At 48.1% G+C, this 16,636-nt stretch carries 17 protein-coding genes and 1 pseudogene; 13 read left to right on the top strand and 5 right to left on the bottom strand.

All coding sequences use genetic code 11. From position 1 onward, the window contains the following. Positions 1 to 3: 3 nt before the first annotated feature. Together FXV75_RS01205 and FXV75_RS01200 are read right to left on the bottom strand one after the other, a co-directional pair. Positions 4 to 516 (bottom strand): hypothetical protein, encoded by a 513-nt coding sequence (locus FXV75_RS01205; RefSeq protein ID WP_148830808.1) that lies wholly within the window; start codon positions 514 to 516, stop codon positions 4 to 6. A gap of 58 nt (positions 517 to 574) precedes the next feature. After that, positions 575 to 2,572, bottom strand: coding sequence for a sigma-54-dependent Fis family transcriptional regulator (locus FXV75_RS01200; protein WP_187424829.1), 1,998 nt, complete (start codon positions 2,570 to 2,572; stop codon positions 575 to 577). Positions 2,573 to 2,879: 307 nt separating this feature from the next. Between FXV75_RS01200 and FXV75_RS01195 the strand changes: the two genes are divergently transcribed. From FXV75_RS01195 to FXV75_RS01170, 6 genes are all read left to right on the top strand, one after another. Continuing rightward, positions 2,880 to 3,968 (top strand): ABC transporter ATP-binding protein, encoded by a 1,089-nt coding sequence (locus FXV75_RS01195; RefSeq protein WP_148830807.1) that lies wholly within the window; start codon positions 2,880 to 2,882, stop codon positions 3,966 to 3,968. 2 nt (positions 3,969 to 3,970) lie between these two features. After that, positions 3,971 to 5,104 (top strand): ABC transporter ATP-binding protein, encoded by a 1,134-nt coding sequence (locus FXV75_RS01190; RefSeq protein WP_148830806.1) that lies wholly within the window; start codon positions 3,971 to 3,973, stop codon positions 5,102 to 5,104. Continuing rightward, positions 5,094 to 5,963: a carbohydrate ABC transporter permease gene (locus tag FXV75_RS01185; protein WP_148830805.1), complete on the top strand. Its 870-nt coding sequence runs from the start codon at positions 5,094 to 5,096 to the stop codon at positions 5,961 to 5,963. The genes FXV75_RS01190 and FXV75_RS01185 overlap by 11 nt, the downstream gene beginning before the upstream one ends. A gap of 9 nt (positions 5,964 to 5,972) precedes the next feature. Then, complete coding sequence (locus tag FXV75_RS01180; protein ID WP_222863075.1) at positions 5,973 to 6,866, top strand: carbohydrate ABC transporter permease; 894 nt, start codon at positions 5,973 to 5,975, stop codon at positions 6,864 to 6,866. Between the two features lie 11 nt (positions 6,867 to 6,877). Continuing rightward, a complete protein-coding gene (locus tag FXV75_RS01175; protein ID WP_148830804.1) occupies positions 6,878 to 7,150 on the top strand; it encodes a DUF2160 domain-containing protein in 273 nt (90 codons plus the stop codon). A gap of 93 nt (positions 7,151 to 7,243) precedes the next feature. Further along, complete coding sequence (locus tag FXV75_RS01170) at positions 7,244 to 8,968, top strand: ABC transporter substrate-binding protein (RefSeq protein WP_148830803.1); 1,725 nt, start codon at positions 7,244 to 7,246, stop codon at positions 8,966 to 8,968. A gap of 48 nt (positions 8,969 to 9,016) precedes the next feature. On the opposite strand, the gene FXV75_RS01165 is transcribed toward FXV75_RS01170, so the two are convergent. Next, a complete protein-coding gene (locus FXV75_RS01165; protein WP_148830802.1) occupies positions 9,017 to 9,199 on the bottom strand; it encodes a hypothetical protein in 183 nt (60 codons plus the stop codon). Positions 9,200 to 9,414: 215 nt separating this feature from the next. Between FXV75_RS01165 and FXV75_RS01160 the strand changes: the two genes are divergently transcribed. Further along, entirely contained in the window at positions 9,415 to 9,678 is a 264-nt protein-coding gene (locus FXV75_RS01160) for a transposase family protein (protein ID WP_187424828.1), read from the top strand. Here the strand turns inward: FXV75_RS01160 and tnpC (FXV75_RS01155) are convergent. Together tnpC (FXV75_RS01155) and tnpB (FXV75_RS01150) are read right to left on the bottom strand one after the other, a co-directional pair. Further along, complete coding sequence (gene tnpC, locus FXV75_RS01155; RefSeq protein WP_148830800.1) at positions 9,643 to 11,253, bottom strand: IS66 family transposase; 1,611 nt, start codon at positions 11,251 to 11,253, stop codon at positions 9,643 to 9,645. The genes FXV75_RS01160 and tnpC (FXV75_RS01155) overlap by 36 nt on opposite strands. A gap of 34 nt (positions 11,254 to 11,287) precedes the next feature. Further along, positions 11,288 to 11,656: an IS66 family insertion sequence element accessory protein TnpB gene (gene tnpB, locus FXV75_RS01150; protein ID WP_148830799.1), complete on the bottom strand. Its 369-nt coding sequence runs from the start codon at positions 11,654 to 11,656 to the stop codon at positions 11,288 to 11,290. Positions 11,657 to 11,765: 109 nt separating this feature from the next. Here tnpB (FXV75_RS01150) and tnpA point away from each other — a divergent pair, with 109 nt between their 5' ends. From tnpA to FXV75_RS16680, 6 genes and pseudogenes are all read left to right on the top strand, one after another. Further along, complete coding sequence (gene tnpA / locus FXV75_RS01145) at positions 11,766 to 12,056, top strand: IS66 family insertion sequence element accessory protein TnpA (protein ID WP_148830798.1); 291 nt, start codon at positions 11,766 to 11,768, stop codon at positions 12,054 to 12,056. Positions 12,057 to 12,061: 5 nt separating this feature from the next. Continuing rightward, entirely contained in the window at positions 12,062 to 12,400 is a 339-nt protein-coding gene (gene tnpB, locus FXV75_RS01140; protein ID WP_187424827.1) for an IS66 family insertion sequence element accessory protein TnpB, read from the top strand. 93 nt (positions 12,401 to 12,493) lie between these two features. After that, positions 12,494 to 12,856, top strand: a complete 363-nt coding sequence (gene tnpB, locus FXV75_RS01135) for an IS66 family insertion sequence element accessory protein TnpB (RefSeq protein ID WP_148830796.1) — start codon at positions 12,494 to 12,496, stop codon at positions 12,854 to 12,856. A 26-nt stretch (positions 12,857 to 12,882) separates the two neighbouring features. After that, positions 12,883 to 14,460: an IS66 family transposase gene (gene tnpC, locus FXV75_RS01130; RefSeq protein ID WP_148830795.1), complete on the top strand. Its 1,578-nt coding sequence runs from the start codon at positions 12,883 to 12,885 to the stop codon at positions 14,458 to 14,460. A gap of 224 nt (positions 14,461 to 14,684) precedes the next feature. Then, positions 14,685 to 16,304 (top strand): IS66 family transposase, encoded by a 1,620-nt coding sequence (tnpC, locus tag FXV75_RS01125; RefSeq protein WP_222863074.1) that lies wholly within the window; start codon positions 14,685 to 14,687, stop codon positions 16,302 to 16,304. A gap of 65 nt (positions 16,305 to 16,369) precedes the next feature. Next, a pseudogene (locus FXV75_RS16680) lies at positions 16,370 to 16,558 on the top strand (hypothetical protein); the annotation flags it as partial. Positions 16,559 to 16,636: the final 78 nt, after the last annotated feature.

Below are 16,636 nucleotides of genomic sequence, written 5' to 3'. Positions count from 1 at the left end.
ACGTCATTGTGTATCAGGGTGAAAAGGAATCACCGGGCAATTAAGCACAATATCGGTTCGTTCAATCGTCACTAAACCCTGATCCTCTGCCACAAAGATGGCCTCTTCGGAGGTCAATTCTTGGGCTTGGTTTGGATCGTTCCACACGACCACGTACATCAGCCAAAGCGGAGAGTATTGTCTATTCTCACTCAAATACCCCAAAGGCTCAGGTGCAGAAGCGAAGACATTCTTTGACTGCTCGCCCTTCGGAAACGCATAAACGCGTTCCAACACCGTTTTTTGTTGCGGGGGCTTAGGGTAATTTGGCACCGCGTCACGCAACCGCGGTGCATAATTGGCATTTTCGGCCTTGGCAACGGCTTGATCAGACACATCGGTGGTGATGTATAAAACAACTTTTCCCTCATGCCAAGCCTGTAACAAAGGCAAAGTGATATAAGACGACTTAGGTAAAGCACCACAAGCAGACACGATACAGGCTAAAACAATGACCAACACACTTTTCATCACCATAACCCCAACCTCCCTAATGCATTCAATTTGTCTATGAATTCTAACCCAAGCACTGACTTTAACCTTCCACTTTTAATTTAGCGTACTTATACACGGTGTTGCGACTCACGCCGGCGGTTTTGGCCGTTTGTGAGACATTGCCCTTGAACTCGGTCAATAATCGCGGAATAAGTCGGTCGAGCGGTTCATCTTGTTCCGGCATAGAGCCGGCGTCGGTAGCCGTAAATTGTGTGGCCGCGTCTAAGTCATCGAAAAAATCATCGGGCAAATGCCAATCTTCGAGTGTTGCCTCATCGGCCATGGCCATACCGACTTTTAGTACATGGGCCAGTTGTCGCATGTTACCGGGCCAAGGGTGGCGCGCTAACAGCTCAAGCATATCTTGCGACAACGCCGGGCCTGGCTCTTCAAGGCGCAGGCGGTGGTGCAGGTATTGAATTAAAGCGGCTTTGTCGCTGCGCTCGCGTAGTGCCGGTAGTTCAATGTTTAACCCAGAAATGCGATAGTACAAATCTTGACGAAAACGCCCTTCTTTGACTTCTTCTTTTAGAATCCGATTGGTCGCTGAAATCAGCTTAATGTCCACCGGAAACACATCCGTAGAGCCCAACGGCGTGACCACTCTTTCTTGCAGCACACGCAACAAGCGCGATTGCACAGGCATGGGCATTTCACCGATTTCGTCCAAGAACAAGGTGCCGCGATGGGCGCGCCGAATCAGCCCAATCGAGCCTCTATTTTGCGCCCCAGTAAACGCGCCTTTCTCATAACCAAACAGTTCAGACTCCACCAGTTCAGCGGGAATCGCTGCGCAATTCACCGCCACCAGCATTTCCTTCGCACGGGAGCTGTGATAGTGCAAACTGCGTACAAAAATTTCTTTTCCCGCGCCCGTTTCACCATGGATCAAGATAGGAATGTCTTTCTCCATGATCTTATGAGCTTGACGCACCAAGCGCTCTACCCGTTCATCACCGTGTTGCAATTCGGCCAATGGGATTACATTGTCTGGAATGTCTGTCACCTTTACGTTTGGGGCTTTTGCGATTTTCACGACGCCGTCGTTATGCGTATTTTCTTCTTTCATAACAAGGGCTTCAGACGGCGAGGGCGCGACATAGTCAGCACGCTGGCGAAAGTCTGGCACACGCATAATTTGCTGAACAGGGGGAATAACTTTGACATAAAATTGATAGCGCCCCATGGCGATAAGCTTCATGGGCAAACTAACAGGCTGATGCTTGATGTCGCGCATTTCCACATCAAACACTTGATTGATATTCAGTAACGCCAAATCACGCGCCAGCACCACTTCTGCACGGCGATTGGCCGACACTATGGTGCCGTTTTCATCGAGCACCAAAATACCCGACCAATGGCTGTCCAAACTGACCACATTGGTATTAAAGCTGAGAATAAAATGCGCTTGCTGAAACGCCGAAAAAATCAGTCGATTCTCCACACTCAGCGACATGAGTTTGACCATGCCAAAGGTGTGGTCTTGTGGTAGGTACGCATCGGACGAAATATCCAATACGCCCACCAAGTCGTTCTTTGTATTATAAATAGGGGAAGCAGATCCCACCATGAAGCGATTAGCACGCAAAAAATGCTCATCACGCCCCACTTGTATGGCTTCACCGGTAATCAGAGCGGTACCAATAGCGTTGGTGCCCACGCCCATTTCTGTCCACTGGTTACCACCAATCAAGCCGTGTTCAGCGGCGCTGCCAAAGCGTGGCTGACCCCAAGTGTTCAGTACGTGCCCTTGGCGGTCTGCCAACACAATCATGCAAGCGGAATTGCTCAATATATTTTCGTAATAAGGCAAGACTTCGTTTTCAGTGGTTTCCAGCAAACTACGATGCTGATCCACCAAATCTATTAACGTACCTTTTGGAAGGGCCGCAAAATCAGGACGGCTGCCATGATCCAAACCAAATTGCTCACAACGATACCAAGACGCTTGAATGCGATCTTTGTGTGTTTGAGCCATGGAAGGTTCAGGCGTCTCGCGGTGGTCGACTGGTTGTTTTTGTTGATCTTCGTCTTGCATTGCTCGCTCCACGACAGTCATGGTCGTTCTATCACTGTGCACGAATTGTTCAGTATGGTGTGGAACTGTAAACACTTTGAACACTCGTGAACAGCCCCTTTTCGAAAATGAAAACCACTACCATCGATAATGAACATAGATAAAATCTTTTTATTTCATGAGGTTAGTGAAATATTAAAGGGTAAATATATTTTTGGCACAGCTTTTGTAATGTACTCATCCATAACATGTTGTCTTGAGTGTGTTCATTTTAGTCACTGACTTGGCACTCAATACAAAAAATAATAACAACAAAAAGGTATTTACAATGTCTCTGACGCTGCAGAATGTATCGCGCGTTGTTGAAGGCGAGACGTGGATCGACGAGGTCAACTTGACCCTAGAGCCCGGCTCATTCAACGTTTTACTTGGACGAACTTTGTCAGGTAAAACCACGCTGATGCGCCTCATGGCCGGCCTTGACCGACCAACTAAGGGGAAAATCCTCATGAATGGGGTGGACGTAACAGGCGTGCCTGTGCGCGAACGCAACATTTCCATGGTGTACCAACAATTCATCAATTACCCCAATCTTACGGTATATGAAAACATCGCTTCGCCCCTGCGTTTAGCTAAACTGGACGAAAAAGAAGTGGATCGTCGAGTGCGTGAAACCGCTGAGATGCTGCGCATCGACCCTTTTTTAGACCGTTTACCCTTGCAGCTTTCTGGCGGTCAGCAACAACGTACCGCGATGGCTCGCGCTCTGGTGAAAGACTCGCAAATCATTCTGTTTGACGAGCCACTGGTCAACCTAGATTACAAATTACGCGAAGAGCTGCGCCAAGAATTACGCGCTCTGTTTAAAGTCCGCAATTGCATCGCGATTTATGCAACCACAGAACCCAACGAAGCCCTCGCACTGGGCGGCAATACCGCGGTGTTAAACGAAGGCCGCTTACTGCAAATGGGTCCCACCGCTCAGGTATACCATCAACCTAAAGACATTATTACCGCCGAAATGTTTTCTGAACCGCCGATCAATATCGTTCAAGGGCGAGTCAGTGAAGAAGAAGTCACCTTCGATGATACGGTGCATTTTCGTCTCAACAACGACCTACGCAATTTGGCACCCGGCGATTATCAGTTCGGCGTGCGCGCGTCACACATTGGGTTAGTGCCTCACGCTGACGACGATTTGGAATTGCCAGTACGTGTTGATCTAGCAGAAATCAGTGGTTCAGAAACCTTCTTGCATGTGCACAATCCACACTTTGATTTGGTACTGCATTTGTCAGGGGTTCACGCTTATCAAGTCGACCAAGAAATAAAAGTCTACTTTCCTACGCACAAGCTTTATGCCTTTGATACAGACGGCAAAATGGTGCATTCCCCAGCACGAATGAGGGATCAATAATCATGGCTTCTATCACGCTTAATGCGCTCGCGCATACGTATTCAGACAACCCAACCAAACCCGAAGACTACGCGATCCGTGAAATGACGCACGTGTGGGAACAAGGCGGTGCCTTTGCGCTACTTGGGCCTTCTGGCTGTGGCAAATCCACCCTGCTGAACATAATTTCTGGCTTGTTAAAGCCCTCTAACGGCGAGATTCTGTTCGATGGCAAACGTGTTAACGAATTAAAACCTGAAGAGCGCAACATAGCGCAAGTTTTTCAGTTTCCGGTAATTTACGACACCATGACAGTGTTTGATAACCTGGCGTTTCCGCTGCGCAATATCGGCGTGCCAGAGCACAAGATCCAATCAAAAGTTCATGAAGTGGCGGACATTCTTGAACTATCCGACCAGCTGAAACGCAAAGCCAAAGGCTTGTCAGCGGATCAGAAACAAAAAGTCTCCATGGGTCGTGGCCTAGTGCGTGACAACGTGTCGGCCATTTTGTTTGACGAGCCTTTAACCGTGATCGATCCGCAGTTGAAATGGAAACTGCGTCGCAAGCTCAAGCAAATCCATGAGCAATTCAATATCACCATGGTGTACGTCACCCACGACCAACTAGAAGCTTCGACCTTTGCCGACAAAATTGCGGTCATGTACAACGGCCAAATCGTGCAATTCGGCACCCCACGTGAGCTGTTCGAAAACCCGGCACACACGTTTGTCGGCTACTTTATTGGCAGCCCCGGCATGAACTTTTTTGAGGTTGAACTGAACGACACCCTGCGTTTTGGTGATCACGACATCGCCACTAGCACGGCCATGTTGACGCGCCTAAAAGCCATGGACGCCAAGAAAATCACCATCGGCATTCGCCCTGAATTCGTTCATGTTTGGGAAGGCAAAAACGACGACGCGTTTCAAGTCGATGTCGATTACGTGGAAGATTTAGGAACCTACAAAATTTTGTCGTTCTTGTTTAACGGCCAAATCATGAAGGCACGCCTAAGCGAAGATCAAAACGTCCCCACCGGGCAAATTTATGTGAGCTTCCCCGAGCAGTGGACCAAGGTGTATGTGGACGAGTATCTCGTTGACCTAACCTACCAACCGCAGAAGGAAAGTAAGGAGACGGATCATGCAAACTAAAGTAGAAAATAATAAGGCGTGGTTTTTGGTCATGCCGGTTTTTCTCATCGTGGCTTTCTCCGCCATCATTCCTTTGATGACGGTGGTGAACTACTCGGTGCAAGATATTTTTGACCCATACACCCGTTACTTTGTGGGCACCGAATGGTTCAAACAAGTGATGCTCGACAGCCGTTTGCACGAGGCGCTGTTACGCCAATTTATTTATTCGTTCACGATTCTGGCGATTGAAGTCCCGCTGGGGATTTGTGTTGCCTTAATGATGCCGACGAAAGGCCGGGGCGCGTCTGTGGCCTTGATTCTAGTGGCGATCCCTTTGCTGATTCCATGGAATGTGGTCGGCACTATTTGGCAGATTTTTGGCCGTGCTGACATCGGCTTATTTGGTGCTTTTATGAATGGTTTAGGCATCGACTATAACTATTCTTCCAACCCAACTGACGCTTGGTTCACCGTAGTATTGATGGACGTTTGGCACTGGACACCGCTGATTGCGCTCTTGTGTTATTCCGGTTTACGCGCCATTCCTGAAGTGTATTACCAAGCCGCGCGTATTGACCAAGCATCGCGCTGGGCGGTATTCCGCTACATCCAATTGCCTAAGTTAGCGAACGTATTAGTGATCGGCATGTTATTGCGCTTTATGGATTCCTTTATGATCTACACCGAACCCTTCGTATTGACTGGCGGCGGCCCTGGCAGCTCGACCACATTTTTAAGCCAGTCGCTAGTACAGCAAGCCATTGGGCAATTTGACCTTGGGCCCGCGGCGGCGTTCTCGCTGGTGTATTTCTTAATCATCTTGCTCGTGTGCTGGGTGTTCTACACCACCATCATGAACATGCAAAAAGACAAGTAGGAGAAAAGCATGACCTCTTCATCAACCCCTATTTCAGCGAAACGAACCGCGACAAAAGAACAAGCGCCGGTGTACAGCCGAGCAGAACGAAAAGCGCGTAACGCCAATACTCGGGGCCGCGTTGGACTTGTCCTGTATGTGATTGTATTGCTCTTGCCGATTTATTGGCTGGTCAATATGTCGTTCAAAACCAATACCGAAATTCTCAGTGGTTTGTCGTTTTTTCCGGCCGATTTCACCTTCGATAATTACGCCAAAATTTTCAGCGATTCAACGTGGTACATGGGGTATGTCAATTCGATTTTGTATGTGTCCATGAACATGGTGATCAGCTTGTTGGTTGCTCTGCCGGCCGCGTATGCGTTCAGTCGATATCGGTTTATTGGCGATAAGCACATGTTTTTCTGGTTGCTTTCTAACCGAATGGCGCCCCCAGCGGTGTTTTTATTGCCATTCTTCCAGCTGTATTCGTCTGTGGGTTTGTTCGATACGCACATCGCCGTAGCACTGGCCCATTGTATTTTCACGGTGCCATTAGCGGTGTGGATTTTAGAAGGCTTTATGAGCGGCGTACCTCGGGAAATCGACGAAACGGCTTACATCGACGGCTACTCGTTTCCCAAGTTCTTTGTGCGCATTTTCATTCCCTTAATCCGCTCTGGTATTGGTGTAACCGCTTTTTTCTGCTTCATGTTTTCTTGGGTGGAGTTGCTGCTTGCTCGCACACTCACCTCAGTCGATGCCAAGCCCATTGCGGCCATCATGACGCGCACGGTGTCGGCGTCGGGCATGGATTGGGGGCTGCTCGCGGCCGCGGGTGTACTGACTATTCTGCCTGGAATGTTGGTCATTTATTTTGTTCGTAACCATGTGGCGAAGGGCTTTGCCCTTGGTCGAGTATAAGGGGAACTATCATGGCTTGGATGTCTTGGACATTACCCACTGCGCTGTTTTTTATCGGCATTGGAGTGATCTTGGTCGGCATGACCACATGGCAAATTGTTTCACCTTGTGTGGAACGTCGTGGCTTTTTGCCACTGGCCACTACACGCGGTGATCGCTTATTCATTGGGCTGCTTAGCAGTGCCTTTATCCACCTCGCGTTCGTTGCGTTAACGGATGTGAACATCGCGGTGGCAACCGTCCTGTGCGCATTTTGGATGATGATTCTAATGCGCTGGGGCTAATCATCCGTGTCCCTATTCGATAGGAACGATGGACTGTCTGGCAAGGACGCCGCACTGTAAAAACCAAAAAACCAAACTTTGTTGAGGTATAACATGCACTACAATAAGAAAAAAATTGCACTCGCCGCCTTACCCTTTGCTGTCATGATGCATTCAGCCACGTTATGGGCTGACGCATACTCAGACGCCGCACAAAAATGGGTAAACACCGAATTCACCGTTTCTACACTAAGCAAACAACAACAGCTTGATGAATTGAAATGGTTCACTGACGCCGCGAAAAAATTCCGCGGCATGGAAATCAATGTCGCTTCTGAAACACTAACAACACACAAATACGAGTCGCAAGTGTTGGCCAAAGCTTTTGAAGAGATCACCGGCATTAAAGTCAATCATGACTTGATCCAAGAAGGCGACGTGGTTGAAAAGCTGCAAACGCAAATGCAATCGGGCCGTAACATTTACGATGCTTACGTGAACGATTCCGACTTGATCGGGACGCATTTCCGTTACGGTAAAGTGGTCCCTATCTCTGACATGATGGTCGGCGACGGCAAAGAATTCACGTCACCCACATTGGATTTGGCCGATTTCATCGGTTTGGATTTCACCACAGGACCCGATGGCAAACTGTACCAATTGCCAACACAGCAGTTTGCTAACCTGTATTGGTTTCGCGCAGACTGGTTTGCCCGTGCGGACCTAAAAGCGCAATTCAAATCCATTTACGGGTATGATTTAGGTGTCCCTGTTAACTGGTCAGCTTATGAAGACATTGCGGAGTTTTTTACCGATAAAGTCAAAACCATCGATGGCGAGCGCGTTTACGGCCACATGGATTACGGTAAAAAAGACCCTTCTCTAGGCTGGCGTTTTACTGATGCTTGGTTCTCTATGGCAGGGGCGGGCGACAAAGGCACACCAAATGGCTTACCTGTGGATGAATGGGGTATTCGTATCAAAGATGCGTGCTCACCTGTTGGATCCAGTGTTTCACGTGGCGGCGCCACTAACGGCCCTGCGGCGGTTTACGCGACCACCAAATACGTCGAATGGTTACGTAAATACGCGCCACCGGAAGCGCAAGGCATGACCTTCTCTGAATCTGGCCCTGTGCCAGCGCAAGGCGGCGTGGCTCAACAAATCTTCTGGTACACGGCGTTTACGGCGGATATGACGACTAAAGGCCTTCCTGTTGTAAACGAAGACGGTACGCCAAAATGGCGCATGGCGCCTTCTCCGGTTGGGCCATACTGGGAAGAAGGGATGAAAAAAGGCTATCAGGACGTAGGCGCCTGGACCTTCATGAATTCAACACCAGAAGATCGTCGTTTGGCTGCATGGTTGTACGCTCAGTTCACCACCGCTAAAACCGTATCCTTGAAGAAAACGCTCGTTGGCCTAACACCCATTCGTGAATCGGATATCAATTCACCCGAAATGGCCGCCGCGGCACCAAAATTGGGTGGTTTGGTCGAATTCTACAAAGGGCCAGCACGTAAGCAGTGGTCTCCAACCGGGATCAACGTACCGGATTATCCTAAGCTAGCTCAGCTTTGGTGGCAGTACATTTCTCAAGCGGCGAGTGGCGAAGCAACACCTCAAGAAGCCTTGAACGGCCTTGCCGCGGCGCAAGATAAAGTCATGGAACGGTTAGAACGCGCCAATGTGCAACCGCTATGTGGACCAAAAATGAACACCCCACGTGACGAAGCCTACTGGTTGGCTCAGCCAGGTTCACCAAAACCAAAATTGTCGAACGAAAAGCCACAAGGCGTGACCGTTTCCTATGACGCACTATTGCGCTCTTGGGAATAATCACACCGAACACTCTCTGAACGTTTGACCGGCCTAGGCCGGTCTTTTTTAATGCGCCCTAGCGCCCTCACTCGTTATCAAGGCTTTTAACTCATCCTGCAGCGTTTCTATCTTTTCAGCCAATACATGCTGCTGCGACAAAGGCACAACCGAAATGTCCTCCAGCGACACTTTTTCCAAATGATCTAGCAAAATAGCTAAATGCTCTAAACGTTCGTCTTTTCTGTTCATGCAAGTTCTCTCCTTAGATGGCATATTGGCCAGTAAACATAACCAACTTCACTCAAATTGTACGGCACAAAATGAGGAAAGTTGTGTCATAAAAGTTCTTTTTCTCAACATACGGCATGGTTATCCAGGGCAAACGCATGAACGTTTTTTGATCAGTTAACACAATATTTGCATTCAATCCATGTTTGATGAATGATCATGCCCTTTTGAAGCCGATGACCTTATTAGACCGTATGATGCAGCTAAATGACCCACGCCAACAAGCAAAATGTACCCACGACTTAGGGGAAGTCGTCTTTATGACGACCTGTGCAATACTTTGTGGTGCGGATGATTGGGAATCGATTCAGCTTTTTGCCGATACTCGAAAGGACTGGTTCAAACAATATCTTCGATTAGCAGGCGGCATTCCATCACATGACACCTTTAACCGTTTATTTTCTTTATTGGATCGTAAGCGTCACTGTATCCACTCCTAAAACAACACAATCCGCTTTTGGTCTATTCCATGGCAAGAGAGCTTCGAGTTTGTCTAGGGTATTAGCGTCGGCGATGTGGTCGAGTAGGTATTGGAGGTAGCTTGAGGGTTCAAGGCCATTGGCTTTGGCGGTTTCTATCAGTGAGTAGCAGGTGGCACTGGCGTTTGCGCCACGCGTTGAATCAGCAAACAGCCCGTTGCGTCGGCCGACAGCGAAGGGGCGGATGGCGTTTTCCGCTAAGGCGTTACTGATGTGGATGAAGCCATGATCACAGTAACCGATCAAGGATTCCCACTGGTTTAGGGCATATTGGATCGCTTTAAAGGTCAGTGAGTCTTTGGGAACCTTCGGATGGTTGGTTTCTAACCACGTTTTGAGGTCCTGCAGCACAGGTAGGGCCAGTTCTTGGCGAACGGTGTATTTTTCCTTTTCGCTCAATTTGCCTATTTTACTTTCGATGGCATAGAGAGCACGGATTTTACTGATGGCCACATCCGCTTTTGACGGCTTGGCTTTGTGGCTTTTCCCTTTTTGAGGCGCGGCACCGCGTGCGGCGTCAACAAACTTGCGACGCGCATGATCCCAGCACCCGATTCGGGCGATACCAAGATCACGGCAAACTTGGCCATAGCCACTGTAGCCGTCCACTTGTAATACCCCCCTAAACCCTTTCAATAGACGTGTGGGTACGTGACCCGCTCGGGTCGGATCATACTCAAACAGCACGGAAGGTTTGTCCGGTGGGCCGCCCCGAGTCACCCACATCCATTTATCACTTTGGGCGGTTTTGCCCGTTTCTTTCAAAACTTGGATACGAGTTTCATCCGCTTGGATGTAATGGCTTTGGTTTTGCTGTTCTCGCATCAAGTTTATCAGCGGTTTAAAGACCTCATCCAGTCGGATGATCCAGTTGGCCATATTATTACGGCCAACCTCATGACCAAGACGCGCTAACATGCCGTCTAAACGATAGAGAGGTAACCCGTCGGCGTATTTTGAGGTGATGATGTACGCCAACAATGACGTGGTGGCAACACATTTACCCAACGGGTGCGTTGGCCGATTTGCGGCGACCACTTGATCACCGTAAGGTAATTCAAACACCGCCTTTTCTTGCCAGATTTCAATCACGTTGAGCTGAGCCGGGATAAACTCTAACTCTTCTTTCACCTTAGTAAAGAAGGTTTTTGCTGCGCCGGCTCTCTCGTCGTCGCTCAGGCAGATTTCTCGGCGGATTCGGTTTAATGAAGCAGAGAAGCCCCGTTGACGCTGACGGGTTTTCTTGGTCTGCGCCAACTCTGGGGTTAATGCGTCTTCTGGGATGTCATCAATCAGGTCGTCAATCGCACCTTCCAACTCGGCTTCATCAAACAGTGAGATCTGAAACGGCTGCTTCTCACTCTTCGCCGCGAAGCGTTGTACTTTTTGCAGACGAATGATCTCTTCAAGACGCTCGATATAGGCGTCACGTTGAGCTAAGACCGAGTCTTTTTGCAACAGCAAAGACATCAGCTCAGCGTGCGATAGCTGACTGTAATCCGGCTTTTTGGTATGAGATTTAGGAGCGATTTTCATGTCGCTATCATAGCAAAAATCACCACGAAAATCCTCAGCTAAGTGCCTCATAATGCAAGGTTTTATGGCCTTTCATTACGCCAAGATCGTAGCCATCCAACAGCCAATTAATCTGTTCGCCGGTGAGTGACACCAACTCGTCTGAGGCTTTGGGCCATTTAAACTTTTCCTCAGCAAGGCCTTTGTAGTAGAGCACGAAGCCATTGTCTTCCCACATCACACACTTGATTTTATTACGATGCCGATTGGTAAAAGCATACAACGCGCCCGAAAACGGATTGTGCCCTAGCTCTTGTTCAATGATCACCGCCAACCCATGGGCCTGTTTTCGAAAATCCACGGGGTCTCGATACAAAAAGATCTGTGGCAAATTTAAAGCGGGACGTAAATAACGCGGCTTCATAAAGCGGCCACTAGGTAAGCGTTCATTCCACGCCGTTATTTCATCTCATCTTTTCTCACTCTAAACTGGGCTCCGTTTTCATCTCATAACCGATAACGGAGTCCAACCCATGACTAAGCCTTATACCCGTCGTTCTTCTTCTGAATGGCAACAAATCATTGATGATCAAGCCGAGTCGGGTTTATCAGCCCCTCAATACTGTAAACAGCATCAAGTGAGTTACGCCAGTTTTAGTAAATGGCGTCAGTATTTTTCTGGGGGTAAAACTTCGCCTGAGGCTAGTCACTCAAACTTCATTAATTTAAGTCAGATGTCCGCTCTTTCAGACTCTCATTCTGGACGTTGGAACATTACCTTGTGTTTAGGCGATGGTGTTGAACTTCGACTGAGTCGTGACTGATGTTCATGCCGGATCCCAGCGCCAAAATCTGGTTGTATACCCAACCTACCGATATGCGTAAGTCTTATTGTGGTTTGTTAGGGCTAATCAAACAACACCTTAAGGAGAATCCACTTGTCGGGTATTTTGTGTTCATTAACCGTCGCAAAACTCAGATGAAAATCCTCTATTTTGAAACCTCTGGCTACTGCATTTGGTGCAAACGACTGTCTCAGGGGCAGTTCAACTATGCGCCATCAGAAAACAATAAACATGCCCTCAGTACACTGGAATTACAACATGTGTTGGCGGGCATAAAAGTCGAAAAATATCGTCAATTTAAGCGCTACAAACGCCCATCTTAAGGGGTTAGATGGTAAGCGTCCGGCAAACCACACATTTTAATCCCTTTACAACTCCTTAAAGTCTGTTGTCTTTTAAATAGGAGCAACAGACTCATGTTTACCGCGTCATCTCAACTCAACGTCACCCTTATTTGTGGCCCTACCGATATGCGAAAAGCCATTGATGGACTCTGTAATATTGTCGCCTACAATCTTGAAAAAGAGCCTTGTAGCGAACAATTGTTTGTCTTCTGTGGACGAGCACGTGACAAGATCAAAATCCTGCAATGGTCAAACAATGGTTTTTGGTTACATTACAAACGATTGGAAAAAGGCCACTTCCAATGGCCGGGGATTGATGATGAACTCTTGTCCCTTCAGGTTTCCTCCAGACAACTCAATTGGTTGCTGGACGGCCTACCGATTCATTCTTCACAAGCTCATCCGCATTTAACCTACCGATATCATGACGAATAGCCCATTTGGTTGGTATAATCCAACCCATGAAAATACGCTCAGAAGACTTACCCAATGACATTGACTCGCTTAAGGCCAAATTGCTTGAGCAAGCTTTGCTATTGGATGAAAAAGACAGTCTTCTGGGTAAAAAGGATATTCTGCTTGCCCAATGGCAATCCAAGTATCAGCTTATTTTGGAACAGTGGCGTTTGGCGCAGCAAAAGCAGTTTGGCAAAAGCTCGGAAGTCTCGCCCGGCCAAGGAGAGTTGTTTGATGAAAGTGCGATTGAGGCAGCAGAGGCATTAACCGATGCCGAGCCTGAAACGCAAACCATCTCTTACACTCGTGCCAAGCCTAAGCGCAAACCCTTGCCCAAAGACCTGCCGCGCGAAATCGTTGTGCTGGACGCTGCCGAGTCTGATAAAGTCTGTTCCTGCTGCCAAGGGGCGCTTCATTGTATTGGTGAAGACCGTTCTGAAAAGTTAGAGTTTATCCCAGCCCAACTCAAGGTCATCGAAACAGTCCGCCCTAAATACGCGTGCCGTGAGTGTGAAAAGACAGGCACGCAGAACGCCATCAAACAAGCGGCTATGCCACCGAGTATTATCCCAAAAGGCATCGCCACACCGAGTTTGCTGAGTCAGATTATCACCGGTAAATTCCAATACAGCTTACCGCTCTATCGACAAGAAACCTTATTTAAACAATACGGTATTGAGTTAAGCCGACGAACCATGTCAGATTGGATGAAAAAATGTGCTGATGCCTTAGAGCCGCTTTATGAACGGCTACATCAAGAATTACTGAAACAGTCCGTCATCCAAGCCGATGAAACCACGCTTAATGTGATTAAAGAAGCTCGTTCAAAATGCTACATGTGGGTGTATTGCACTGGCAATGATGCCCCAGACAAACACAACCCGATCCCGAATATTGTCTTATACGATTACCAACCGACTCGAAGTGGGCAATGCGCCGTTGATTTTTTACAAGGCTTCGATGGCTATCTCAATGTGGATGGTTATCAAGCGTACGAATCGACCCAAGCCACGCTGGCAGGCTGCTGGGCACACGCACGTCGAAAATTCATTGAAGCCGAAAAAGGCATGCCAAAGGGCAAATCAGGAAAAGCGACCATCGCCATCAGCTACATCAAAAAACTGTACGCCATCGAAACGCTGGCCCAACAGGCCGACAATGCAGAAGCCGCATTTAAAATCCGTCAGGAACAAGTCCCCGAAGTCTTAGCGAACTACAAAGCATGGCTTGAAAAATCGGCTCAACAGGTGCCACCTAAATCCTTATTAGGCAAAGCCATCCAATACAATCTCAATCAATGGGACAAACTCAGTGTTTACTTGACTGATTGGCGCATCAACATCGACAACAATCGTGCTGAACGCGCCATTAAACCCTTCGTTATTGGACGTAAAAATTGGTTGTTTGCTAACACAGGAAGTGGCGCAAAATCCAGTGCCATGCTTTACAGCATCATCGAAACAGCGAAAGCCAATGGGCTTATCCCGTATGATTACTTAGTCAGATTGTTTGAAGAACTGCCGAGAAGAAAGGAAAATGATGACATGGACGATTTATTGCCGTGGAATATCAGGCTAACTTAAGTTTGAGAATAAAGAGAAAAACCTTCCCGCTGCATCCATGCAGCCTTGAATCTTCCTGAAAAGAGACAGAACCTCCATCCTGGAGGCGTGGGCAAATCCGTTCGCCCTCTGTCTAATAATTAATTTACCGATATAATCCCTTCCATGCAAGCCTGATGATAAAGAAACTCTTTTTCAAGGTGGTGATTACCGGACGCTTACGTTAGATGGTATAATCCAACCCCATGAACGACGCCACTTATCGACCTATTTTACCCTTTAAAAACACCGATTTGCTTCACACGAATGAGGTCGAAAAGCTGCGCGCTGAAGTTGAGGCGATGTCTTCGAGAATCCGCCAATACGAAGCCGAAGTGTGGGCGCTGAAACGTGAGTTGTTCGGGCCGAAAAGTGAACGTCGAGGCTTGCTCACGCCAGATCAACAAGCCCTTGCCGACATCGTTGGCCCCATGTCAGTAGAGCCCGCATTAGTAGAAGAGGTCACCTCATCTGTGCCGGTTAAATCTGAGCCCAGCACCGCTCGAGGCAAAGCCCCCAAATCCCGTAACGGCAATGAAATCAACCTCACCGGACTGCGTTTTGACGAAACCCTCCCCGTTCGTGAAAAGGTGATTCTAGCGGACGAACTGCAAGGCCCCAATGCGCACGAATACGAAGCCGTGGGCTTCAAAGAAGTCAGCTGCATCGTACAAAAAACCAGTGCTTACGAAATCGTGATTACCAAGCGCCAAGTGGTCAAACACAAAGCCAGCAAACAGCTTATTACCGCGCCACAGCCGGATAGAATTTTTGACAGCTCTGTCGCGGATGTCAGCTTTATCGTTGGCTTACTGGTCAACAAGTTCCTTTATCATTTACCGCTTTATCGTCAACACCAACAACTGAGTGCCGCTGGCATCACCCTCAGTCGTGCGACGCTGACAAACCTCACTAAACGCGGGATCGAACTGCTGCGACCCATCGTGATAGAGCAACTTATCAGTGTACTGGACAGCAACACACTGGCCATGGACGAAACGCCGATAAAGGTCACCCGACAGCCTGGGGTAGGCAATAAACCCGGCAAAATGAAACAAGCCTATTTTTGGCCCGTGTATGGTGACAAAGACGAAGTGGTGTTTACCTTCTCCCAAAGTCGCGGCATGAAACACATCCAAGACTTGTTGGATCATGTTTGGCAAGGCACCTTGCTGACCGATGGCTATGCGGCGTATAGCCGCTACGAAGCCAAATCGCCAGACATCACCCATGCCCAGTGCTGGGTGCACATGCGTCGTCAGCTACTAAAAGCTGAAAGAGAAGAAACCGACGCCGTCACACACGCTCTGAACCTGATCGCCGCCTTGTACAAACAGGAAAGCCATATCCAACAGAAAAGCTGGACGGGTGAGAAAAAACAAGACTACCGAGCGCAACACAGCAAGCCCTTAGTGGATCAATTTTTTGCCTTCTGCGAAGAGCAAAGTCAACGGGCCGACCTGCTGCCAGACGATAGCTGGATGAAAGCGCTGAACTATACCCTAAAGCGCAAACGCCAACTGATGGTCTTCTTAGAAAATCCCGATGTCGCCATGGACACTAACCACCTAGAGCGAGAGATAAGACCCATTCCAATGGGTAAGAAAAACTGGCTCTTCTGTTGGACAGAACTGGGCGCCGAACACGTTGGCATCCTCCAAAGCCTAATCAGCACCTGCAAGCTGCACGACATCGACCCTAACAACTACCTGACAGATGTCTTGCAACGAGTCAGCCAACACCCAGCAAAAGACACCGCTGACTTGATCCCAAGGCGATGGAAGCAACTGTTTGCAGACAACCCGTTGAAATCGCCATTGCTGTGAGAGTCAATGACTCCCTAGAATGAACGCTTACATTGGCACACCATAAGCGATTCTGCTTTCGAAGACGCTCTTTATGTAAACATCCATTTAGGATCATAAAGCGTCAGTTTGGTTTTAGGAAAGTTATCTATCGTGGCTTATAGAAAAATGATAACAAACTGGCGATGCTGTTCGCCTTGGCCAATGATCTTAAAATTGATCAATACGATCTGCAAGGGGCTAATCTGCTCAAAAGCAACCCTAAACAAGACTGAATGAGCTTTTTTAGGGAGCTAAAAGTACTGAAATGGATAATATTTTATTTCCATAATGTTAAAAGTCATACTTTGAGT

The organism is Marinomonas sp. IMCC 4694 (genome assembly GCF_008122525.1).
Lineage (GTDB): Bacteria > Pseudomonadota > Gammaproteobacteria > Pseudomonadales > Marinomonadaceae > Marinomonas.
This window is presented reverse-complemented; position numbering and strand designations above follow the sequence as displayed.